The sequence below is a fragment of the Nonomuraea guangzhouensis genome (assembly GCF_019396345.1).
Lineage (GTDB): Bacteria > Actinomycetota > Actinomycetes > Streptosporangiales > Streptosporangiaceae > Nonomuraea > Nonomuraea guangzhouensis.
In genome coordinates, this window is sequence record NZ_JAHKRM010000012.1 from 63,032 (window position 1) to 85,461 (window position 22,430).

Genomic DNA, 22,430 nt, shown 5'->3' on the forward strand with positions numbered 1-22,430 from the left:
GGATTCACCACGTGTCATCGGCCGATCGCTTCGCCCTGGCCGCCTCGCGTTCGTTGCCGATCTGTTCGGCGAGCGTCAACGCCCGGCCACGGTAGCTCCGGGCAGGGTGGTGATCGCCGGTCGCCTGATGGGTGTCGGCGAGGTTGTTGAGTACTTGGCAGATCAAGTTGGGCGCGTAGAGCCGTTCACTGAGCTGGAGCGCCTGCTCGTGGTGGGAGACGGCTTGGAGGTAGTGACCGGTGCGGGCGCGGACGTTGCCGATCCCGGTCAGGGACATGATCTCGCTGGGACGGTCGCCGACTTGCCGGCTGGCGACGAGCGCCTGCTCGTAGTGCGTGAGCGCCTGCGCATAGTCGCCCATGAGGAGATAGGTCGTCGCCAGCTCGGCTTCGGTGAGCGCCTGGCTCTGCAACCCCCCTGTCTGCCGGGCGAGGTCCAGAAGGTCGTGCTGGTATTTCAGCGCTTCGCCGTAACGGCCTTCCCGGGAGTAGACCCTGGCGAGGCCCCACTGGGCGAGGACCTCTCCGAACATGTCATTGCTCTCCCGCGACAGCTCCAGGGCCTGCTGGCAGTGGTCCTGTGTCTCCGAAAGCCGGCCCAAGTGGAAGTAGGCGTCACCGAGGTAAACGTGCGCCACCGTCTCACCGTGGCCGAACCCGATCCGCTGATAGAGCGACAATGCCTGACGCCGGTAGTCCAGAGCCGTGTGGTTGTCGCCTCGGCGAGAGTGGGCCGCCGCGAGACTGGTCATGGTGACGGCCGCGCCAAGGGCGTCATCGGCGCGAACCGCGGCGCCCAGAGCGAGGTGATGGGTTTCCAGCCACTCATCGCCGTAACCACGAAGGAAGAAGTAATGAGCCAGGGCGTGGGAGATCCTCCACGCGTGGACCTCGCTGTGCTCTGCTTCGGCCTGCCTGATGGCGGGCACCAGATTGCCCCTTTCCGCGTCCAGCCAGGCCAGCGCGTCCGTCACATCGGTGAAGTGCCGCATCGGGACGACCGGCGCGAACTCGATGGGGGGCAGGAACGGCGGCCGGAACCACTCCAGCTTGTCGGTGGCCGCGTGGACGGTATGGGCATACCAGTCCAGCAATCGGATGAACGCCGCAGATCGCAGCGGTGCGCCGTCCTCACGGCGAACCTGCTCGCCGGCATAGACGCGCAGCAGGTCGTGCAGGGCATATCGGCCCGCGTAGGGTTCCTCTATCAGGCAGCCGCGATGGAGCACGCTCAGCAGCCGTTGCGCCTCGACCAGCGTCAGGTCGGCGAGATTGGCCGCCGAGTAGGCGTCGAAGTCCACTCCGGGGGCCAGCCCGAGTAATCGGAACAACCGGGCGGCGGCGGGGGGCAGGGCGTGGTACGACCATGAGAAGACCACACGGGCGTCTGTGGACCGGTCGCCACCGGCGTCGAGCAGGTCCAGACGACGCTCTTCGCTCCTCAGCTCGCCGACGAGTGCGGAAAGCGTGGCATGCGGGTGGTGGACGATCCGCTCGGCCGCCACGCGCAGGGTAAGGGGAAGCCCCGCGCACAGAACGTTCAGCTCCGCGCATGCCTTCGGCTCAGCCGAGGCACGCTCCGTGGAGAGAAACCGCCCAAGCAGGTCGGCGGCCTCGTCCTGCGACAGCCTGTCGACGACGAGGCGGTGGGCGCCCTCGCGGGCGACCAGCCCGCTCATGCTGTCGCGGCTTGTCACCACCACCACGTGCCCGGCTGTCCCGGGCAGCAGCGGGCGGACCTGCTCGGCCGACCGGGCGTTGTCCAGCACGATGAGCATTCGCCTGCCGGCCAGCGCGTCGCGATACAGCGCACCGCGTTCGTCAGGGTCAGCGGGGATCGTCTCCCCGCCGAGGGCGCGGATCAAGATGCCCAACGCCACCTCCGCCGACATCGGTTCGGCTAAGTCGTAACCGCGCAGATTGAGGTAGATCTGACCGTCGGGAAACCGGTCGGCGACGCGGTGCCCCCAGTGCACCGCCAGAGCTGTCTTTCCCACCCCGGCGGTCCCGGTCAACACGATCGTGACCATGGCGACCGGCTGGGCACCGGCCGTCGTCACGATGCCGTCGAGCGCGGTGAGCTCATCGGCCCGTCCGCAGAATCCGGGCACCACGGCAGGTAACAGGTGCGGGGACGGCCTCGTCACGACCGGATGCGACCGCTGGTCCACGGCCCGCTCCCACGCCGTGATCCACCGTCGGGTCTCCTCCGCTCCCGCACCGAGCGCCCGCACCAGCGCTTCCAGGACATCGCTCGGCATGAGCGTGGCCCCCGACAGATAGTTGGCCAGACTGCTGCGCGGCACCTTGGTGGCCTCGGCCAGATCACGCAGGGAGAGACGTACCCTTCCCGTTCCCCGGGCGGCGGCGACCCGTCGCCTGTCGAGCTCATTGAGAAAGTCTGTCACCGATGAGTGCTCAGCCAGCTGTGGGACGGTATCCGAAGGATCACCCATACGCGAAGCCTGTCACAACGCCCCGGCCCAAGTCAGCATAGATCGTCTATGGCTCGGTGGAGAGTCTGATGTTCCCATCCCTGGGCATAGCCGCCCACTTCTTCTATGGGCGATAGTAGTAGCCGCTCAGCCTCCCGTCAGTTGTCAGTGCGGGACGACACCGTCGGCCGGCACCCGGCGATATGAGACGCCGGGACGATAGCTTGATCGGCGGTCGGTCCGCTGGACTGTAGCTCCTTCCGCCTCTTTCGCGAACGGGGCGTGGTCAGAGGGGCCAGTTGGCCGGACGCCGTAGCTCTAGCGCGGGGGCCGCGGCCGGCAGTGGACTGGCCACGTCAGGAGACAGGGCGTCCACGACGAGCGCGAGGTAGCGTTGCCGGCCGTCGCTGTTGGGGTTCATGGTCCACAGCAGGCTCACGAGCATGACCATGATCCTGGGCATGTCGTCCGGAACGAGATCGGCGCGGATGAGGCCGGCCTGCTGTGCCCGGTTGGTCAGCAGGGTCAGTGACTCGAAGAAGCGGGCGCTGGTTTCGGCGGTCATGGCGCCGGCGTTCCTGGCGGCGGCCAGGGTGTTGTATTCGCGGGCCGCCAGGACAGCGCGGCATCGAGCACGGTGACCATGCCTCGCCTGGGGTCGTCGTCGTCCAGGGCCTGTTCGATGGCGGGAGCGATGTCCTCGGTGAAGCTCTGGTCGAGGGCGGCGCGGACCAGCACCGCCTTGTCGGGGAAGTGGCGGTAGAGCGTGGCGATGCCCACGCCGGCGCGGTTCGCGATCTCTTCGAGCGACGCGTCAGGGCCGACTTCGGTCCAGACCTGCCGGGTCGCGTGCACGATCTTCTCGGAGTTGCGTGCGGCGTCGGCGCGCAGTGGACGGGAATCAGCGGTGGTCACTCGACTGCTCCCTCACGACGGCCGGAACGACAAAACGACATATTCCTGGAGTAAAGCCCGGCTAGGGGAACCCGGCCTGAGTCTCGGCATGGGCTCAGGTGGTGAAAATCCAGGTCAGAAGCCATCTCAGGGGGCAGGCTCAGGGCATTCGATGGGTTGTAGCCGTGGAGAGCGGGGTCAGTATCCCCGCTGACACCAGAAATTCCACGGAGAACACTGTGTCTATCTTTCGCTATCTCGGTCTGACGCGCCAGCCGGTGCCCATGCCTCCGGATATCTTCGGCGGCAGCTCTGGTGCGGAACTCGCGCGCCGTCGGCGCCGTCACCGCCGCCACTGAGTTCAACGCTCAACCCAAAAGACGCTCGGCGGGGAGCCCCCTCGCCGGGCGTTTCGCTGCGATCATTCCCGGTGCGATTGACCGGCGTCCACGGACCTGCTTGTCGTGAGGGCGAATCGGACCACCGTGGGCAGCGGTGCGCCGAGTTCGGCGGACGTGACCACGATGCCGTCCGGCACGGCGTCGGCCCGCACCGGACGGCCGTCCAGGCGGACCGCCGTGGCGGGATCCAGCATTCCCGGGCCGGTCTTCAGCAGGACCTGGCCGCGGGCCGAGTCCGGGACGTCGGCCAGGAACGCGTAAGCATGATCGTCGTCTCGGGTCCAGCGGATCCACGGGGTTCCGTCGTGAGACATGGCGGCACCGGGATCCAGCGGTCTGGTCGCGTACACGGCGCCGGCGTGGGCGGCTGTCCACGACGCGATGCCCTCCAGGACGGCGCGCTGCTCGCCGGGCAGGGTGCCATCGGCTTTCGGGCCGACGTTGAGCAGCAGGTTGCCGCCGCGAGAGACGACGTCCACCAGCAGGCGGACGGCGGCCGCCGGGTCCAGCAGGTGCTCCGGGCCCTCGTTGCGGTTGAAGCCGAAGGACAGGCCGATGCCCCGGCAGTTCTCCCAGTGGGCGGCCGCCTCGTTCTGGCGGTTCGCCTGGTATTCGCTGGTCAGGTAGTCGGCGTGGGCACCGTCCCAGCGGTCGTTGACCACGCCCTCCGGGACGGTGGCGTAATAGTGGGCGAACAGGTCCGGCAGGTCGGCCATGCCCGCGTCGGGCCAGCCGATGTCGTTCCACAGCACGTCGGGCCGGTAGCGGTCGATCAGGTCGCGCACCTGACGCAGCGCGTACGCGGCGTAGGCGGCCTCGTGGGGACGGCCGTAGTCGTCGATCAGATCCTCGTGCCGGATGACGGCCCGGCGTCCGGCGTACCAGTCGAGGCCGCCGGAGTAGTACGCGCCGAAACGCAGTCCCCGGGCCCGGACGGCGGTGGCGAGATCGGCGATCAGGTCACGGTGCGGGCCGCGGTGGACCGTGTTGCGGGTGCCGGTGCCGGGAGCGTCCCACAAGGCCACGCCGTCGTGATGCTTGGTGGTCGCCACGACGTAGCGGGCTCCGGCGCGGGCGAACAGCTCGATCCAGTCCGCGGGGTCGAAGGACTCGGCCTGCCACGCGTCAAGGAAGTCGTCATAGGGGCGGCCGCCGTGGACGGTGCGGTGGTGCTCATAGGCGGGGCTGCCCTCGATCTGGCTGGTGTTCCAGTACCACTCGGCGTACGGGTTGTGGGCGAACCACATCTCCGGGTCCACGGCCCCCAGCTCACCGGTGGGCTCGGCCCACGCCGGGACCGAATACGGGCCCCAGTGGATGAACACACCGAACTTGGCCTCAGAGAACCAGCCGGGAACGGTCATGGCGCACCCCTTTCTTCATCAGCCCAGGACAGGAACCAGGACCATCGGTGGGCCCCGGCCCCGATGCGGTACTGCGGCGACGTGTCGGGGCCGCAGGAGGCGGTGCCCAGGCCGCGGTGTGCGGCGTCGATGTGCACCACGCACCGCTCGCGCCTGACGAGCTCGTCATGGTGGGCGGCCGCGGCGAGGTCGGACGTCCGGAAGCGGGTGATGCCGACCTGCCGCGGCTCGTCAAGGTGGACCGCGATGCCCCGCCCGCTCCCTCTCAGCTCGAACCGGCGTACGGCGTGCCGGCCACCGCTCTCCTGCGGCCGAAGGTATGGCGTGAAGAGGTCGTCGACGCGGGCCCGGTAGCCGCCGACCGGCGCTCCGGCGCACCGATCGGGGTAGCTCTCCCACGGGCCCTGTCCGAACCACTCGACCTCGTCGAACCCGGCCACCGTCTCCCAGACGACGCCCACGCGGGCCACGTCGTCGAGATCGTCCGGCAGGACGGCGAGCTCATGGATGAGCAGGCCGTCGCGTAGCGGGACCAGGACCTGCTCGTGCGGGACGACGATCCCGGCACCGGTCCGGTAATCAGCACGAACGGTGATCTGGCCGCCCTGCCGTACGACCTCGACCAGGGAGCGGGACAGCTCGGGCAGTCCCTGCGCCGCCCAGCGGGCGGCGTGCCCGCCGAGGCGGTCGTTGTCGGTCGGCGCGCGCCAGAGGCTGAGCACCGGAGGGCTGGCGAGCAGCGGATGCGCGATCAGCCCGTCGCGATCGACCTCGACCCGCCAGGGAACACCGCTGTCGCGGGCGTGGACCGTCCCCGCCCTGGTCGGCAGGTCACGATCCTCCGCCCGCAGGCGGATCTGGGGCATACAGACGACGCTTCCCGCGCCTGCCCAGAGCTCGTCATCGCGGGTGGTCGCCACGAGCGTGAGCCAGGCTTCGCCCCGGGCGGGCAGCGCGGCCATCAGCTGGGCGGGCAACTCGACGGTCGCGGACGCGCCCGGTGGGATCGCCGGCAGGTCGGCGGCCCACGTCAGGTCATTCCCTGGCCGGTCGGGTGCGTCCGTCACCAGTTTCCATTCGCCCACGAGCCAGGACAGGTCGCGGAAGTGCTGCTGATTGCGCACGCGCACGAGGCCGTCGCCGGCCAGCGTCAACCGGATCGGCGTGGCCAGTTCCCGGTGCTCGTACATCACCGGCTTGGGCGTGCGGTCGGGGAAGACCACACCGTCGGCGCAGAAGCCGCCGTCGTTGGGCACGTCGCCGAAATCTCCCCCGTACGCCCAGCGATGGCCGGGCGGGGCGACGCCCTCGGCGCCTCCACCGGCATCGGGTTCGACGCCTGGGCGGCCGTCCGACAGCCGCTGCGACAGGCCGTGGTCCCAGAACTCCCAGATGAAACCACCCTGCAGGCCGGGCGTCGTCTCGATCGCCGTCCAGTAGTCGGCGAGGGAGCCATTGCTGTTGCCCATCGCGTGGGAGTACTCGCACAGGATGAGCGGCCGGGTCTGCCGGCCGGACCGGGCGTGGCCGACGATCTCCTCGATGGAGGCGTACATGGGGCAGACGATGTCGCTGGCCGCCGCGCCGGCGGTGAAGTCGTACTTGATCGCGCCTTCGTACTGCACGGGCCGCGTCGGGTCATGGTGGCGCAACCATCCGGCCGCGGCGGTGTGGTTGGCCCCATAGTCGCTCTCGTTGCCGAGCGACCAGATGATGACGCTCGGGTGGTTGCCGTCCCGCAGGGCCATCCGGGACACCCGGTCGAGGAAGGCGGGCAGATAGGCCGGATCGCCGGCGAGCTCGACGGCGTGGGCGTGGCTTTCGATGTCGGCCTCGTCCACGACGTACAGACCGAGCTCGTCGGCCAGATCGAGCAGCGCCGGATCGTTCGGGTAGTGCGAGGTGCGCACCGCGTTGAAGCCGAAACGCTTCATGGTCACCAGATCGGCCCGCATGTCCTCGACGGACACCACGCGCCCGGTGACGGGGTGGAAGTCGTGCCGGTTGACGCCCCGCAGGAGGACCCGCGCGCCGTTGACCAGCAGGTCCCGGCCGGCGATCTCGACGTTCCGGAAGCCGACGCGCAGGCGGGTCTCGTCCGCGACGGTCCCGTCGGGACGGTGCAGGCGCACGGTGAGGCCGTACAGCACGGGGGTCTCGGCCGACCAGGGCTGGACGCCCGGCAAGCAGGCACGCAGCCGGGTCCGCCCCAGCCACGGAGAGTCCTGCTCACGCTCGGCGAGCAGCGCGGCGAACTCCTCGTCCACCCGCAGGTACACGCGCTCGGCATTACAAGGGCCCGCGGGCCGAACGGGACCTGTCAGCGACGCGGCGGCCCACCAGCCTTCGGGCAGCGGCCCGGCCGCCGAGCGCGCCGTCGCCTCCACCGACAGCTCGCCGTCGGAACGGGCGGTGACGCGCACGTCGGCGAGATAGAGGGGGTCGGTCGAGTAGAGGAACACCGAGCGGGTGATGCCGCCGTGCCACCACTGGTCCTGGTCCTCGATGAAGCTGGCGTCGGACCATTTGACGACCGTGAGCCGCAGGGTGTCGACCTCGCCAGGTCGTACGACTCCTGTGACGTCGAACTCCGCGGCGAGGTGGGAGTCCTTGCCGATTCCCACCTGAACGCCGTTCACCTGGGCGATGAGCACGCTCTCCGCCGCGCCGACGTGCAGCACGATCCGCCGCCCGGCCCATTCGGCGGGCACCTCCACCGTACGTTCGTAGACGCCGGTCGGGTTGGCGGCCGGAGGTGTCGGCGGCAGATCGGGCCAGGGCATGGTGACGTTGGTGTACTGCGGCAGATCTCTGACACCGTGAAGGTCGTCGTAGTCGCACATGGTCCAGCAGGACGGCACCTCGATCGACGTCCAATCGGCCGACAAGGGTGCCTCGGGGCACGGCAGCAGCTGGAACCGCCACCGGCCGTTCAGCGACGTCCCCGTCCGCGGGACCGCGTGGGCGGGCAGCCGCCGCAGGCCCGTGAGCTCAGGCGCCGACCACGGGCGGGCCGGTCCGGCATCGAGATCACCCACGCAGCGCGCCTTTCATGGCGTCGCGGATGAAGCCTCGGGCGAACAGGACGAACATCACCGCGAGCGGCACCACGCCGAGCAGCGCTCCCGTGAGGACCAGGCTGTAGTCCAGGGCGTGCACGGTGTTCAGCTGGGAGAGCGCGACCTGCAGGGTGAGGTTCGACGGGTCGACCAGGACGATGAGCGGCCAGGTGTAGTCGTTCCAGGCGCTGATGAACGTGGTGATGCCGAGGAAGGCCAGGCCGGGACGGATGGCCGGCAGGGCCACGTGCCAGTACTGCCGGAAGAAGCCGCAGCCGTCGATGCGCGCCGCGGCGAGCACCTCGTCGGGCACCGCCCCCGTGATGTACTGGCGCATCCAGAAGATGCCGAACGCGTTCGCGGCGGCCGGGATGATCAACGCGTTCAGCGTGCCCACCCAGCCCAGCTCCACCATGATCACGAATTGCGGGATCAGGGCGAGCTGCATCGGCAGCATGTACGTGAGCAGGAGCAGGCCGAACAGGATCCGCCGCCCGGGAAAGTGGTACTTGGCGAAGGCGAAGGCGGCGAGGGAGTCGAAGAACAGGACCAGAGCCGTCGTGCAGCACGCGACGATCAACGTGTTCAGCATCGAGCCGAAGAAGTCGATGGAGCCGAGCAGCCGCCCGATGTTCTCGAACAGGGCCGGGCCGAAGGTCACCTTCGGCGGCATCCGGTACATGTCCTTGGTGGTGTTGGTCGCCATGACGGCGGTCCAATAGAACGGGAACAGCGAGATGAGCGCCCCCACGACCAGGCAGAGGTGCAGGGCGGCGCCCCTGAGGCGCGTCGCGGTCATCACAGGCCCCGTTCCCGGCGCTGCACGAGGCGCCAGTTGATCGCGGTGAACAGCAGGATGACCACGAACACGGCCCACGCGATCGCGGCGCCGTAGCCGTAGTCGTTGTCGTTGAACGCCTCGCGGTAGAAGTACAGGATCGCGGTGAGCCCGGCGCCGCCCGGCCCGCCCGAGCTGGCGTTGGTGGCCGAGTTGATGCCGAACAGCACCTGCGGCTCGGTGAAGGTCTGCATGCCGTTGATCGTCGAGACGACCACCGTGAACAGGATGATCGGCCGCAGCATGGGGACCGTGATGCGGAAGAAGAGCTGCACGGGGCCCGCGCCGTCGATCCTGGCGGCCTCGTACAACTCACTGGGCACGGCCTGCAGACCGGCGAGGTAGATGATCGCGTTGTAGCCGGTCCACTGCCAGCAACTGATCGCGGCGATCACCATCTTGATCGTCCACTCGTTGACCAGCCACGGGACCGGCGAGGCCGACAACCACTGCAGGATGGCGTTGATCAGGCCGAAGTTCGTGCTGAACACCGAGCCGAAGAAGATCGTGACCGCCACGACGGAGGTGACGTTCGGCACGAAGTAGGCGATCCGGTAGAACCCGCTCAGCCGGACGGCCGAGTTGAGCATGTTCGCCACGAGGAGGGCCAGGAACAGCGTCGGGATCGTGGACATGAACCAGATCAGGAACGTGTTCTTCAGCGATAGCCAGAACGTCTGGTCCTGCATCAGCGACTCGAAGTTCTGCAGGCCGACGAACTTCATCTCGCCCAGACCGTTCCACTTCTGGAACGCCAGATAGAACGAGAACAGCACCGGCACCAGCATGAACACCGCGAAGAGCAAGAAGAACGGCGAGATGGACAGGTACTGCGGCCAGTACCTGCCCAATGACCCCTTCGGCCGGGTCCGCCGGGCATGGGCGGGGCCGCCGCGGCCGGACGCGGCCGCGGCGGGGTCCGGCAGGCCGGCGGACGCCGGCGCGGATGTGCGGGCGGACATGGGGGACACCGTCCTCTCAGCTCACGCCCTGCCGCCCGGCGATCTGTTTGGCCGCGCTCACCGCGTCGTTCCACGCGGTGGTGGAGTCCTTGTTCTTGGTCCAGATGTTGACGATCTCGTCCTTGAAGGGCTGGGCCACGGCCGCGTCAGCGGGCGCCTCGTACTGGATCGGGATCTTCTTCGCGGCCGGCCCGAACACCTCGATCGTCTTCTGGCCCCCGAAGAACGGGTCCCCGCCGGTCAGCGCGGGCATGTCATAGGAGGCGGGTGTGGAGGGGAACAACGCCGCGTCGGTGAAGCCGCGGGCCTGGTTCTCCGCGTTGAGCAGCCAGGTGACGATCTGGAACGCCAGCTTGGGATCCCGGCAGTCCTTGGTCAGCGCCAGGAACGACCCGCCGATGTTCGCCGGTCCTCCCGGCATGGGGGCCACCCGCCATTTGCCCGACGTCGCCTCCACGCCGCTCTTGAGGTCCAGCGCGAACCAGGCGGCGCCGACGGTCCCGGCCACCTTGCCCTGCGCGGCGGCGGCGTTCCAGTCCGGACCGTCGTATTTGGGGGCGACGATGCCCATCTCATTGGCCTTGACCGTCATGTCCCAGACCTGGCGGATGTGGTCCTGGTCGCCGATGAACTTGTTGCTCTCGTCGATGAAGCGCTTGGTCCCCTGGCCGAGCATCTTGTCGAACAGCCCCTCGGCCGAGTCGATGATGAACGCGTCCGGGTTGGCCTTCTTCAGCTTCACCCCGGCCTCGAAGAACGCCTCCCAGGTGGACATGGACGAGCCGACCTCGGCGGGGTCCGCGGGCAGGCCGGCCTTGTCGAAGATGTCGTGGCGATAGAACAGTGCGGTGGGTCCGATGTCGATCGGAAAGCCGATCAGCTTGCCGTCGGTGGTGGAGCCCTGCTTCCACTTCCACTCGACGTACTGTGAGGCCAGCTTGCCGGCGCCGAGGCTGTTGAGGTCGATGAACCGGTCGGGCTCGGCCAGCAGGGAGGCGATGTTCTCGCCCTTGATCCCGGTGATGTCGGGCACGAACTTGCGGCCGTTCATCGTGGCGATCAACTTCTGCTTGAAGTCGCCGCCGATCACCGACGGCTTGATCTTGGTCTGGGCGAACTGTTTGACGGCGTCGGCCACGACCTTGTCGCTCAGGCCGCCGCCCCAGTACCAGAGGGTCAGTTCCGCGGCGGTGCCACCGCTCGCGGCGCCGCTCCCTGAGCCGCCACAGGCGGCCGTGCTCCCGGCGCCTGCCGCCGCGAGGGAGAGCAGCCCGGCACGAATCAGCCCTCTGCGCGAAAGTTCCATTTCTAACCCTCCGGGTTATGGGGGATGACATCGAGGATGAAGCCGTAGTCGCGGCGCAGCCGCTGGTCGGTGAGGTTGCGCAACCAGCCGGCCACGTCGGCCCAGCGGGGCGCGGAGGGTGCGCCGCCCACCCGCCGTACGGACAAGGCCGCGACGAGGTTGGCGAACCGGATCCGTTCGGCGAGCGGCCAGCCGGCCAGGGTCGCCGCGACGAGGCCGGCGCCGAAGACGTCTCCCGCGCCGGTGGGGTCGCGGACGTCCACCGGCAGCGCGGGGATGTCCGCCGCCTCACCGGTGGTCGCGTCGACGGCGAGGACGCCGTCGCCGCCGCGGGTGACGACCGCGAGCGGCACCAGGTCCCCCAACCTGGACAGCGCCGCCGCGGGGGTGTCCGTTCTGGTGTAGCTCATGGCCTCGTAGGCGTTGGGCATGAAGGCGTGGCACCAGGCGAGCTGCTCGAGCATCGCCGACGACCACTCCTCCGTGGGATCCCACCCCACGTCGGCGAAGACCAGACCACCGGTCTTCGCCGGCCACGCGACGGGCTGCGGGCCCAGGTGGACGATCGCCGCCCGGGCCGCCGGCGGATCACCGATCATCTCGTCGGGCCCCATGGGCGGGGGGAAGCCGTGGGTCACCAGCGCGCGGTCGCCTTCGTAGGCCAGGGAGGCGGTGGTCGGGGTGGGCCAGCCGGGCAGCAGCCGCGACCGGCTGAGGTCCACGCCCTCCTCTTCGCCGAGCGCCGTCCAGCAGTACCGGCCGAAGGGATCGTCGCCGAAGGCCGCCGCGACACCGGTCCGCAGGCCGAGCCTGGCCAGCGTGAACGCGAAGTTCGCGATCCCGCCGGGCCCCGAGGCCATTTCGGTGGTCCAGATCTCCGTTCCCGGCTTGGGCCCCTGCTCCAGACCGGCGAAGGCCAGGTCGAAGAAGAGCAGGCCGGACACGAAGACATCGAGCTGTGGTTGGTGCGCGTGGTCTGGCATTACTTCGCCTACTTCCGGCGCATTAGCACCTTTCGAATTAGGCAGGATCGTGCACCCTCGGTGAGCGACTATGCAAGAGTTCGCTCGAAAATTTTCCAATTTCCTCTGGTGATGATCGAGTTTGCGCGCTACTGTCCGTGTCATGCTCCGGGACCGACGCCACGAACTGATCGTGCACATCCTTCGCTCAGAGGGCACCGCCACTGTCGAGGCGCTGGCCGAGCGCCTCGCCGCCAGTCCCGCGACGATCCGCCGGGACCTCGTCCAGCTGCACGACGACGGCCTGCTCCGGCGGGTGTACGGCGGCGCCATGCCGATCGACGAGCGAGACGATCCGTTCGTCGACGTGGCGGCGGTACGCGGAGCGGAGAAAGACAAGATCGCGCAAAGGTGCGCAGAGATGGTCAAAGACGACGAGACCGTGTTACTCGACATCGGCACGACCGCGCACCGCGTCGCCACCCACCTGCGCGGCCGATCCCTCACGGTCGTCACCAGCAGCCTCGCCGTCTTCGAGGAGCTTCAGGACGAGGAGGACATCCAGCTCATCATGCTGGGCGGCATGGTCCGTCGCGACTACCGGTCGCTGGTGGGCTTCCTGACCGAGGACAACCTCCGCCAGATCAAGGCCGACCGGCTCTTCCTCGGCACCAGCGGGGTGCGTCCCGGCGGGCACGTCATGGACACCACCGTGGTGGAGGTGCCGGTCAAGCGTGCCATGATCGCGGCGAGCGACCAGGTGATCCTGGTGGCGGACGTCGGAAAGTTCCCCGGCACCGGGATGGCCCGGGTCTGCGGCCCGGAAGATCTCGATGTCATCGTCACCAACGCCCCAGGTGACCAGGAAACGCTCACCGCCATGCGGGAGGCGGGAGTCAAGGTGATCACAGTATGAGGCTGACCATTCTCGGGGGCGGCGGGTTCCGCGTCCCGCTCGTCTACCGCGCCCTGCTCGCCGACCGCGGCAAGGGCCGGGTCACCCACGTGACCCTCCACGATCTCGACGCCTCCCGGACAGCGGCGATCCGGCGGGTGCTGTCCGAGCTGGCGGAGGGCGTGCCCGACGCGCCCGAAGTGCACGCCACCACCGACCTGACCGAAGCCGTCACAGGGGCCGACTTCGTCTTCTCCGCCATCCGGATCGGCGGTCTCGAAGGCCGGGCCATCGACGAGCGGGTGGCCCTCGACGAGGGCGTACCCGGCCAGGAGACCGTCGGCGCCGGCGGCATCGCGTACGGCCTGCGCACGGTCCCCGTCGCCCGCGAACTCGCGAAGCGCATCGCCGAGGTGGCCCCCGAGGCATGGGTCATCAACTTCACCAACCCGGCGGGCATGGTCACCGAGGCGATGTCCCACTACCTCGGCGACCGGGTCATCGGCATCTGCGACTCGCCGATCTCGCTGGGTCGGCGGGCGGCCTGGGCGCTCGGCGTGGACCCCGCGACGGTGTGGCTCGACTACGCCGGGCTCAATCATCTCGGCTGGCTGCGCGGCCTCCGCGTCGAGGGCCGCGACCTGCTCCCCGGCCTCCTGCGCGATGACGACGCGCTGGGCTCCTTCGAGGAGGGCAAGCTCTTCGGCGCCCGGTGGCTGCGGGCCCTCGGCTGCATCCCCAACGAATACCTGCATTACTACTACTTCACCAGGGAGGCGGTGGCCGCCGCGCGCGCCGCCCGGCAGACCCGCGGCTCCGTGCTCATCGAGCAGCAGCGGCGGTTCTACGCGGACACCGGCGGCCCGGCGCTGACCGCGTGGGAGAGCGTCCGGCTGGAGCGGGAGGTCACCTACATGGCGGAGGCCCGCGAGGCCTCGGGTGTGGGCGAGCGGGCGCCCGGCGACCTTGAGTCCGGCGGCTACGAGCAGGTCGCCCTGGCCCTCATGCGCGCGATCGCGCTGGACGAACGGACCACGCTCATCCTCAACATCCGCGGCCGCGGCGCGATCGGCGTCCTCGATCCGGACGCGGTGGTCGAGGTGCCCTGCTTCGTGGACGCCAACGGCGCCCGCCCCCTCTCGGTCGATCCGCTCCCCGGCCACGCGCTCGGCCTGGTGTCCGCCGTCAAGGCGGTGGAGCAGGCGGTCATCGAGGCGGCCGCCACAGGCTCCCGGGCGGCGGCGCTACGCGCCTTCGCCATCCACCCGCTGGTCGACTCCGTCGCGGTGGCCGACCGCCTCCTCGACCGATACCAGCGCGAGCACCCCCAGCTCGACTACCTCCGTGGAAGGAGCTGACGTCCCCGATGCACGACGACAGGAAACTCGTCGAAGAGCGGATCGACCGGGTGCTCCGGGAACGCGTCACACCCGCCCTGTACGCCGAAACCAGCCCGCTGGAGCTGGCCGCCTGGCACGTCCCCGACGAGCCGGTGCCCGTCGAGCAGGCGCTGGCCGCCCGCTACGAGCCGTTCGAGGTGGGCACACGCTGGGGGCGGCCCTGGTCGACGACCTGGCTGCGGGCCACCGGTTCCGTCCCGGCGCGGTGGGCGGGACGACGGGTGGAGGCCGTCTTCGACCTGGGCTTCGTTGGCGACTGGCCGGGCAACCAGGCCGAGGCGCTCGTGTACGACCTGGCCGGCCGGCCGATCAAGGGCATCGAACCGCGTAACCAGTACGTCCCGATCGCCGGGGACCAGGTGGGGCTGCTGCTCGAGATGGCCGCCAACCCCGACATCCTCGCGAACGGCTTCCTGCCGACCCCCCTGGGCGACAAGGCCACGGCCGGCGACGAGCCGCTCTACCGCCTCGCCCGCGCCGAGCTCGCCGTCCTCGACGAGGAGGTCTGGCACCTGCGGCTGGACCTCGAGGTGCTGCGCGAACTGATGGCCGAGCTGCCGATCGGCGATCCCCGGCGGCACGAGATCCTCCGCGCCCTGGAACGGAGCATGGACGCCCTCGACCTCCACGACGTGGCCGGCACGGCGGGGGCCGCCCGCTCCCGCCTGGCCGCCGTGCTGTCCTCGCCCGCCCATGCCAGCGCCCACACCATCTCGGCGGTCGGCCACGCGCACATCGACAGCGCCTGGCTCTGGCCGATCCGGGAGACCAAGCGCAAGACCTCGCGCACCTTCGCCAACGTCACCGCCCTGGCGAAGGACTATCCGGAGTTCGTCTTCGCCGGGCCGCAGGCCCAGCAGTACGCGTGGGTCAAGGAGCGCCACCCGGAGATCTTCGAGCGCATGCGCGAGGCGATCAAGGCAGGGCAGTGGGTGCCGGTCGGCGGCATGTGGGTGGAGGCCGACGGCAACCTGCCGGGCGGGGAGGCCCTGGCCCGGCAGCTCGTGCACGGCAAGCGGTTCTTCATGGAGGAGTTCGGGGTGGAATGCCGCGGCGTGTGGCTACCCGACTCCTTCGGTTACACCGCGGCCTACCCGCAGATCGCCCGCCTCGCCGGGATGGACTGGTTCCTCACCCAGAAGATCTCCTGGAACCAGACCAACAAGTTCCCGCACCACACCTTCTGGTGGGAGGGCATCGACGGCACCCGCATCTTCACCCACTTCCCGTCGGCCGACACCTACAACGGCACGTTCGAGGGCGCCGAGCTCGCGCACGCCGTACGCAACTATGCGGAAAAGGGCGCGGGCACCCGCTCGCTGCTGCCCTTCGGGCACGGCGACGGGGGCGGCGGTCCCACCCGGGAGATGCTCGAGAAGGCACGGCGGCTGCGCGACCTGGAGGGCTCCCCGGCCGTCGTGATCCAGAGCCCGGACGAGTTCTTCGCCGCCGCCCGTGCGGAGCTGGGGGACGCGGCCGTCTGGTCCGGTGAGCTCTACCTGGAGCTGCACCGCGCCACCTACACCAGCCAGGCCAGGACCAAGGCCGGCAACCGGCGCAGCGAGCATCTGCTGCGCGAGGCCGAGCTGTGGGCGGCGACCGCCGCGGTGCACGCGGAGTTCCCATACCCGTACGCGGAACTGGACCGGCTGTGGAAGACGGTGCTGCTGCACCAGTTCCACGACATCCTGCCGGGCAGCTCGATCGCCTGGGTCCATCGTGAGGCCGAGGCCACCTACGCCCGCGTACGCACGGACCTTGAGGAGATCATCACCGCGGCCGTCTCCGCCATGGCCGGCGACGGCGAGGCGACCTGGGTCTGCAACGCCGCGCCACGGCCGCGCGCCGAAGTGGTGACCGCCCCCGACGGCTCGGCCGTCTTCGTCGAGGTCCCGGCATCGGGTGCGGTCCGCCTCAGCGCGGCACCGTCCTCGGCTCCCCCTCCCGTCACCGCCACCACCAACGGGACCGAGACAGTGCTCGACAACGGCCTGATCCGCGTCGAGTTCGACGCGGCCGGTCTGTTCTCATCGGTCCTCGACCTGGTCACCGGCCGGGAACTCCTCGCCGCCGGCACCCGGGGCAATCTGCTGCAGTTGCACACCGACCTGCCCAACGAGTGGGATGCCTGGGACATCGACGCGCACTATCGCCGTCAGCGCGTCGACCTCACCGAGGTCGACGCGATCACCATCGTCGACTCGGGCCCGCTCATCGGCGCGGTACGCGTCGAACGATCCTTCGGGGCGTCCAGGATCGCCCAGACGATCCGCCTCACGGCCGGCAGTTCCCGGCTGGAGATCACCACCGAGATCGACTGGCACGAGCGGGAGAAGATCCTCAAGGTCGCCTTCCCGTTCGACGTCCATGCCGACCGCACGGCCGCCGAGATCCAGTTCGGCCATGTCTTCCGGCCCACGCACACCAACACCAGCTGGGACGCGGCCCGGTTCGAGATCTCCTGCCACCGCTGGATCCATCTCGGGGAGCCGGGGTACGGCGTCGCGCTGGCGAACGACGCCACCTACGGCCACGACGTGACGCGCACCACGCGGGCCGATGGCGGCACCACGACCACGGCGCGGCTGAGCCTGGTCCGGGCGCCGCGCTGCCCCGATCCGGAAGCCGACCAGGGCCGCCATGAGATGACCTACGCGCTGGTCCCCGGCGCCGCGATCGGCGACGCCGTGGCGGCCGGCTACGCGCTGAACCTCCCGCTCCGCGTGACGAGCGGCGGCGCGGTCACGCCGCCGCCACCGCTGGTGACGCTCGACGGCACCGCCGCCTGCGTCGAGGCGGTCAAGCTCGCCGACGACCGGTCCGGTGATGTCATCGTCCGGGTCTACGAGGCGCTCGGCGGCCGGGCCACCACCCGGCTGCGCGCTTCCTTCCCGGTCACCGGTGTGACGATCACCGACCTGCTGGAACGTCCCCTGCCCGGACAGCCGGTCGCCGTAGAGGCCGACGGCGCCGTTCCGATCTCCCTACGGCCGTTCCAGGTGCTCACGCTGCGGCTGTCCCGGTGACCGTCCAGCGAGCCGTCCCCTCCCGCGACGCACTCTCAGCTCGCGGGAGCGAAGTCGGCGAACCTTGGGGTATTCGGCTCGTGGGGCACGCGTGCCGCGGTGGCGGCGAAGCTGATCGCGTGGTACCAGCCGCAGAGCAGGAGGAGATCGAGGAACTGGCTGTCGTCCATGACCTCCGCGAGCCGGGCCCACAGGGCGTCGTCGATGTCGGAGGTGGCGTGCAGGGCGTCGACGGTCTCGATCAGCAGGCGTTCCCGCGGGGACTCCCAGCACGGATCGTCGGGCGTCCCGTGCGTCAGTGAGACGATCTGTGCGGTGGTCAGCCCGGCCCGCTCGGCGAACATCGACACATGGACGCCCCACTCGTACTCGCAGCGGCATCGCGCACACGTACGGGTGATCGTGATCTCCCGCTCTCGCATGGTCAGCGTCAGCTGACGCCCCAGCTCGTACCGGCCCCATCCGTGCATCGCACCGGTCATCGGAAGATTGCGGGCGAACATCCTGAACAGCCCGATCGGCGGAACACCCGCCGGCATCATGCTCTCCAACTGCGCCCCGACCTCGGGCTCGTACGGCGGTTCCACAAGCGCTATGCGCGACATCCACCCTCCCAAGGTGTTTCGGAAATCGAAACGGCCGCCTCGATGCTAATGTTTCGAAAAACGAAACACAAGGAGGGATATGGCCACGAATCGGACTCCACTTCCTGGCCGGCCCGTCCGCGGCTCCAAGACCGGTCGGCCGCTGATGGCCGCCATGGACCTGCTGAGCCGCCGCTGGGCGCTGCGGATCATCTGGGAGTTGCGGGAGGGTCCGCTCGGCGCGCGCCCGCTGCTCGCACGCTGCGAAGGGCTGTCCTCCAGCGTCCTGTACCAGCGCCTCGACGAACTGACGACCGCCGAGCTGGTCGCCCCCAGCGAGGCCGGCTACACGCTGACCGCCGTGGGGAGATCCCTCGGCCCCGCCCTCCAGGAGCTCAACGTCTGGGCCGACACCTGGGCCGAGGCCATCCACGCACGCTGAGGCATTGCCGGAATGCGCAGCGATGTCACGGGGTGGAACGTGCTGTCACGCCGTTAGAGCACGGGGCCGTCCGGCTCCGGCCGCGTTGAGCGCGGTTCGGCGCGCCCAGCCGTCCGGAAGACGGATGGATCCGGCTGGCCGTCGACGCCTCGTGCGGTGCGATCCTTTCGAGGGAGAACATCACGATGTTCAGCTCACGATCATGTGGGGAACGGGTTCGGGACGGCTCCCGAACCCGCTCCCCGCGCCGACGGCCGATGTCCACCCTCGTGGCCCTGGCGTTGGCCGCCGCCTCCGCCACGACGATGATGGCGGCCGGAACGCCGGCACTCGCCGATCCCACCGACCAGATCCTCACCGTCGCCTGGGGCCACAACGAACAAGGCCAGCTCGGCGACGGCACCACCCAGCAAGCCAATACCCCGGTCACCGTGGCCGGGCAGATCGCCTTCACCAAGGTCGAGGCCGGCACCTCCCACACCCTGGCCATCGCCGCCGACACCACCATCTGGTCGTGGGGCACCAACGGTTTCGGCGGGCTGGGCGACGGCACCACCACCCCCAGCCTCACCCCTGTGCACGTGCCAGGACTGACGAACATCGTCGACGTCTCCGCGGGCGCGGGCAGCAGCTTCGCCATCGACTCCAGCGGCAGACTGTGGGCCTGGGGCTTCAACGGCTCAGGATTCGGCAACCTGGGCCTGGGCGACAATGTGCCCGCGACCAACCCCGTACCCAAGCAGGTTCTCGGCCTGCCGCCCATGGCCGATGTCGAGACCAGCCAGCGCTCGGTCGTGGCGCGTGACGTCAATGGCGAGGTGTGGACCTGGGGCAGCAACAGTGACGGCCAACTGGGCAACGGAACGGTCGGCGGCTTCCGCGCCACTCCGGCCAAGCTGGCGGGCCTGACCTCCATCATCGACGTCGCCGCCGCCGACTTCGACGGTCTGGCCCTGCGCGCCGATGGCACGGTGTTCGGCTGGGGCGACAACGGCGTCAGCCAACTGGGCCCTGGCGGCCCCGGCGACCGCCTCACCCCGGGATTCACCGCCGGCATCACCGGCCTGACCCAGATCGGCATCGGCTCGGGCAACGTCAGCGCGCTACGCAACGACGGAACGGTGTGGAGCTGGGGCATCAACAGCCGCGGCGAGCTGGGCATCGGTACCATCTCCGCCCCTGTCTATCCCCCTGTGGCCACCGCCGTCAGCGGCGCCACCCAACTCGCGGTCGGCGCGGAGAACGGCTACGCGCGCCGCGGCGACGGCACGGTGCTGGCGTGGGGCGACAACCGCCTGGGCGGCTTGGGCACCGGATCCACCGCGCCCAACAACCCCAACCCCAGCCCCGTCCTCGGGGTGAGCCACGCCATCTATCTCGGCTCGGGCGCGACCGCGCTGCACGCGCTGGCGATCCAGGCGATCCCCACCGACTTCTCCATCGCCCTCGACCCCAAGCTCGGCTCGGTCCAACCGGGCGGCTCGACCACCACCGTGGTTTCCCTCACCCCGTCCAAGGGCTTCACCTCCAGCGCGGCGGTCAGCGTCACCAACCTGCCGCCCGGGGTCACCGCCACCTTGTCCTCTCCGAAGGTGAGCGAGGACCACCCGGTCACCATCACGCTGCACACCTCGATCAGGACCCCGCGCGGCCAATTCCGCATCCTGATCACCGCGGCGGCAGACTCGATCACCAGGGCGGCGCCGTACACCCTCACCATCGGCAACATCACCACATCCTGAACAGCCCTGGCCTGGAGCTTTCTCTCCAGGCCAGGTGATCAGGCGTCGAGGCGAACGCTGGGGTGCCGTCAGGAGCCGACCTGCGCGCCGCCGGACGCGCTCTCGCGACGGATCGTCAGATCCGGCTGGATTTGTCCGACGACGACGGCAAGAGCTGGCGGTCTGTTCCGGTTACCCGCACCGAGTCGGGCTGGACCGCCGGGGTGCCGAACCCGAGTACGGCCGGGTTCGTCTCCCTGCGCGCGGTGGTCACCGACACCGCCGGTAACGGGGTGACCCAGACGATCACCCGCGCCCACGCCGTCGGCTGACCGGCGACCACACCTACCTGCCCCTCACCGGCCGGGCCTGGGAATCCGCCGACCTACCTCCCGGCGGATGTGCGCGCACTTGACGAAGCCCTGACGGGGTGGTGGTCGCGCTTACCAGAGTCAGAGTTCGGTGGCGAGCGATCGAAGCTCGGCGATCACGTCCGCGCCGGTGGGCGCATGGTCTGGGTCCACCAGCCACTGCAGCATCAGACCTGTCAGCAAAGCGAGCGGTACCGAGCCGCCGAGTCCCTCCCGTCCCTCGCGCTGCCCTCTGGCGAGGTGTTCGCGTACCTCCGGTGACCGCTCGGCCTGCACCGCGGCCTCGAGCTGGGCCACCCACAACGCCCGATGGGTGGTGAAGCTGTCGATCAGCGCCTGCCAGCGCTGCTCTGGCTCGTCGGACGGAGCGCGACCGGCGAGTTCGTCGCCGAGCTCGTCGACCGCTTCCACCAGGGCTTGGGTGAGCAGGGCGTCCTTGGAGCCGAAGTGGTAGCCGATAGCGGCGTGGCTGACCCCGGCGGCCGAGGCGATGTCCCGGACGGTCGTGTGAGCCCAGCCGCGTTCGATCAGGCACCGCTTGGCGCCGGCCAGCAGATCCTCTCGGTTTCCCATGCCGAGCAGCATATCGGAGGACTTGACCGTACGGTCTATCCATATGGTTTGACCAAATGGGCAAGACCTGGCTACGGTCTTGCCCATGACCAAGACGAAAGTTCTGATCTCGGGCGCGAGCGTGGCCGGACCCGCCCTGGCCTACTTTCTGCAGCACGACGGGTACGACGTGACCGTGGTCGAACGTGCGCCGGAGCTGCGCGACAACGGCTACGCGGTGGACTTCCGCGGCGAGGCGCTCGACGTACTGGAGGAGATGGGCATCCTCGCCGAGCTTCGCGAGCACGACCCGAAGATGACCGGCACGACCCTGATAGACGAGCGGGGTGTGGAGACCGGGCGACTGCCCGCGGAGGCGTTCGCCGGCGAACTGGAGGTGCCGAAGCAGGCTCTGACCCGGATCCTGCATCGCATCACCGCCGGCGGTGTGAGGTACGTGTTCGACGACTCGATCAGCGCGCTGAGCCAGCACGAGTCCGGCGTCACGGTCGAGTTCAAGCGCGGCGCCGTCAGCGAGTTCGACTTGGTGATCGGAGCCGACGGCGTCTACTCCAAGGTTCGGCAGCTGGCCTTCGGCCCGCACGCCGACGCGCTGCGGCACCTGGGTCTTTCCGGAGTCGGCTTCAGCACCGCCAACTACCTCGGCCTGAGCCGCAGCGGACTGCTGCGGCAGACCCCGGACACGGCGATCTACCTGTTCAGTCTCGGCACGGCGGAGCGCCTCACAGTCAGCCTCTCCTTCGCCACCACCTCATCCGCGCTGGACCGACGCGGCCGAGACGAGCAGGAGCAGGCAGTACGCGCCGCCTTCGCCGGGCACGGCTGGGAGACGCCCAGGCTGCTCGAGGCGATGAGCGAGGCGGACGACTTCTACTTCTCCTCGACCTGCCAGGTCCACCTGGACCACTGGTCACGCGGCCGGATCACGCTGGTCGGCGACGCGGGCTACTGTGCGGCGCCGACCAGCGGCATGGGCACCTCACAGGCACTGATCGGCGCGCGGACCCTCGCCCGCAACCTGGCCTCGGCGGGTGGCGACCACGCGAGCGCGTTCGCCACGTACGAGGCGGAACTGCGGCCCTACGTCGCGGAGAACCAGGAGAAAGGCCGGCAGACCGCGAAGATGTTCGGCGGTGGAGCCTAGTTCGCAGGCTCATGGGTGGGTTCCCAGGCCCGGCCGGGGAGGGGCCGGGCCTGG

At 69.5% G+C, this 22,430-nt stretch carries 18 protein-coding genes; 7 read left to right on the top strand and 11 right to left on the bottom strand.

Annotated elements, in window-relative coordinates; genetic code table 11:
* Positions 1-4: 4 nt before the first annotated feature.
* From KME78_RS25075 to KME78_RS25115, 9 genes are all read right to left on the bottom strand, one after another.
* On the bottom strand, positions 5-2,407 hold the full coding sequence (locus KME78_RS25075) for an ATP-binding protein (protein WP_219531772.1): 2,403 nt from the start codon (positions 2,405-2,407) through the stop codon (positions 5-7).
* Between the two features lie 313 nt (positions 2,408-2,720).
* Entirely contained in the window at positions 2,721-2,999 is a 279-nt protein-coding gene (locus KME78_RS25080; RefSeq protein WP_219531774.1) for an SbtR family transcriptional regulator, read from the bottom strand.
* Positions 2,996-3,349 carry a TetR/AcrR family transcriptional regulator gene (locus KME78_RS25085; protein ID WP_219531776.1) on the bottom strand — a complete coding sequence of 118 codons (354 nt, stop codon included), beginning with the start codon at positions 3,347-3,349 and terminating at the stop codon, positions 2,996-2,998. The genes KME78_RS25080 and KME78_RS25085 overlap by 4 nt, the downstream gene beginning before the upstream one ends.
* Positions 3,350-3,749: 400 nt before the next feature.
* The gene (locus KME78_RS25090; RefSeq protein WP_219531778.1) at positions 3,750-5,093 is read right to left on the bottom strand and encodes an alpha-L-fucosidase; all 1,344 of its coding nucleotides are present in this window, start codon (positions 5,091-5,093) and stop codon (positions 3,750-3,752) included.
* Positions 5,090-8,131 (bottom strand): glycoside hydrolase family 2 TIM barrel-domain containing protein, encoded by a 3,042-nt coding sequence (locus KME78_RS25095; RefSeq protein ID WP_219531779.1) that lies wholly within the window; start codon positions 8,129-8,131, stop codon positions 5,090-5,092. Before KME78_RS25095 ends, KME78_RS25090 begins: the two co-directional genes overlap by 4 nt.
* Positions 8,124-8,951 (bottom strand): carbohydrate ABC transporter permease, encoded by an 828-nt coding sequence (locus KME78_RS25100; RefSeq protein ID WP_219531780.1) that lies wholly within the window; start codon positions 8,949-8,951, stop codon positions 8,124-8,126. The genes KME78_RS25095 and KME78_RS25100 overlap by 8 nt, the downstream gene beginning before the upstream one ends.
* Entirely contained in the window at positions 8,951-9,952 is a 1,002-nt protein-coding gene (locus KME78_RS25105) for a carbohydrate ABC transporter permease (RefSeq protein ID WP_219531781.1), read from the bottom strand. The genes KME78_RS25100 and KME78_RS25105 overlap by 1 nt, the downstream gene beginning before the upstream one ends.
* Before the next feature lie 16 nt (positions 9,953-9,968).
* Complete coding sequence (locus KME78_RS25110; RefSeq protein WP_219531782.1) at positions 9,969-11,258, bottom strand: ABC transporter substrate-binding protein; 1,290 nt, start codon at positions 11,256-11,258, stop codon at positions 9,969-9,971.
* A 2-nt stretch (positions 11,259-11,260) separates the two neighbouring features.
* Complete coding sequence (locus KME78_RS25115; RefSeq protein ID WP_219531784.1) at positions 11,261-12,241, bottom strand: carbohydrate kinase family protein; 981 nt, start codon at positions 12,239-12,241, stop codon at positions 11,261-11,263.
* A 142-nt stretch (positions 12,242-12,383) separates the two neighbouring features.
* Between KME78_RS25115 and KME78_RS25120 the strand changes: the two genes are divergently transcribed.
* Genes KME78_RS25120 through KME78_RS25130 form a run of 3 tightly spaced genes read left to right on the top strand, consistent with a single transcriptional unit; the run spans position 12,384 to position 17,541 of the window.
* Complete coding sequence (locus KME78_RS25120) at positions 12,384-13,136, top strand: DeoR/GlpR family DNA-binding transcription regulator (protein ID WP_219531785.1); 753 nt, start codon at positions 12,384-12,386, stop codon at positions 13,134-13,136.
* A complete protein-coding gene (locus KME78_RS25125) occupies positions 13,133-14,473 on the top strand; it encodes a 6-phospho-beta-glucosidase (RefSeq protein WP_219531787.1) in 1,341 nt (446 codons plus the stop codon). Before KME78_RS25120 ends, KME78_RS25125 begins: the two co-directional genes overlap by 4 nt.
* A gap of 8 nt (positions 14,474-14,481) precedes the next feature.
* Positions 14,482-17,541: an alpha-mannosidase gene (locus KME78_RS25130; protein WP_219531788.1), complete on the top strand. Its 3,060-nt coding sequence runs from the start codon at positions 14,482-14,484 to the stop codon at positions 17,539-17,541.
* A gap of 35 nt (positions 17,542-17,576) precedes the next feature.
* Here KME78_RS25130 and KME78_RS25135 read toward each other — a convergent pair whose 3' ends face one another.
* Positions 17,577-18,146: a carboxymuconolactone decarboxylase family protein gene (locus tag KME78_RS25135; RefSeq protein ID WP_219531790.1), complete on the bottom strand. Its 570-nt coding sequence runs from the start codon at positions 18,144-18,146 to the stop codon at positions 17,577-17,579.
* Positions 18,147-18,225: 79 nt separating this feature from the next.
* On the opposite strand from KME78_RS25135, the gene KME78_RS25140 reads away from it, so the two are divergent.
* From KME78_RS25140 to KME78_RS25150, 3 genes are all read left to right on the top strand, one after another.
* Positions 18,226-18,567, top strand: coding sequence for a winged helix-turn-helix transcriptional regulator (locus KME78_RS25140; protein ID WP_246651835.1), 342 nt, complete (start codon positions 18,226-18,228; stop codon positions 18,565-18,567).
* Positions 18,568-18,824: 257 nt separating this feature from the next.
* Positions 18,825-20,309, top strand: coding sequence for an RCC1 domain-containing protein (locus tag KME78_RS25145; RefSeq protein WP_219531791.1), 1,485 nt, complete (start codon positions 18,825-18,827; stop codon positions 20,307-20,309).
* A 62-nt stretch (positions 20,310-20,371) separates the two neighbouring features.
* Positions 20,372-20,620: a hypothetical protein gene (locus KME78_RS25150; protein ID WP_219531792.1), complete on the top strand. Its 249-nt coding sequence runs from the start codon at positions 20,372-20,374 to the stop codon at positions 20,618-20,620.
* Positions 20,621-20,740: 120 nt separating this feature from the next.
* On the opposite strand, the gene KME78_RS25155 is transcribed toward KME78_RS25150, so the two are convergent.
* Complete coding sequence (locus KME78_RS25155; RefSeq protein WP_219531793.1) at positions 20,741-21,232, bottom strand: TetR/AcrR family transcriptional regulator; 492 nt, start codon at positions 21,230-21,232, stop codon at positions 20,741-20,743.
* Between the two features lie 85 nt (positions 21,233-21,317).
* On the opposite strand from KME78_RS25155, the gene KME78_RS25160 reads away from it, so the two are divergent.
* On the top strand, positions 21,318-22,376 hold the full coding sequence (locus KME78_RS25160; RefSeq protein WP_219531795.1) for an FAD-dependent monooxygenase: 1,059 nt from the start codon (positions 21,318-21,320) through the stop codon (positions 22,374-22,376).
* The last annotated feature ends 54 nt before the right edge of the window (positions 22,377-22,430 follow it).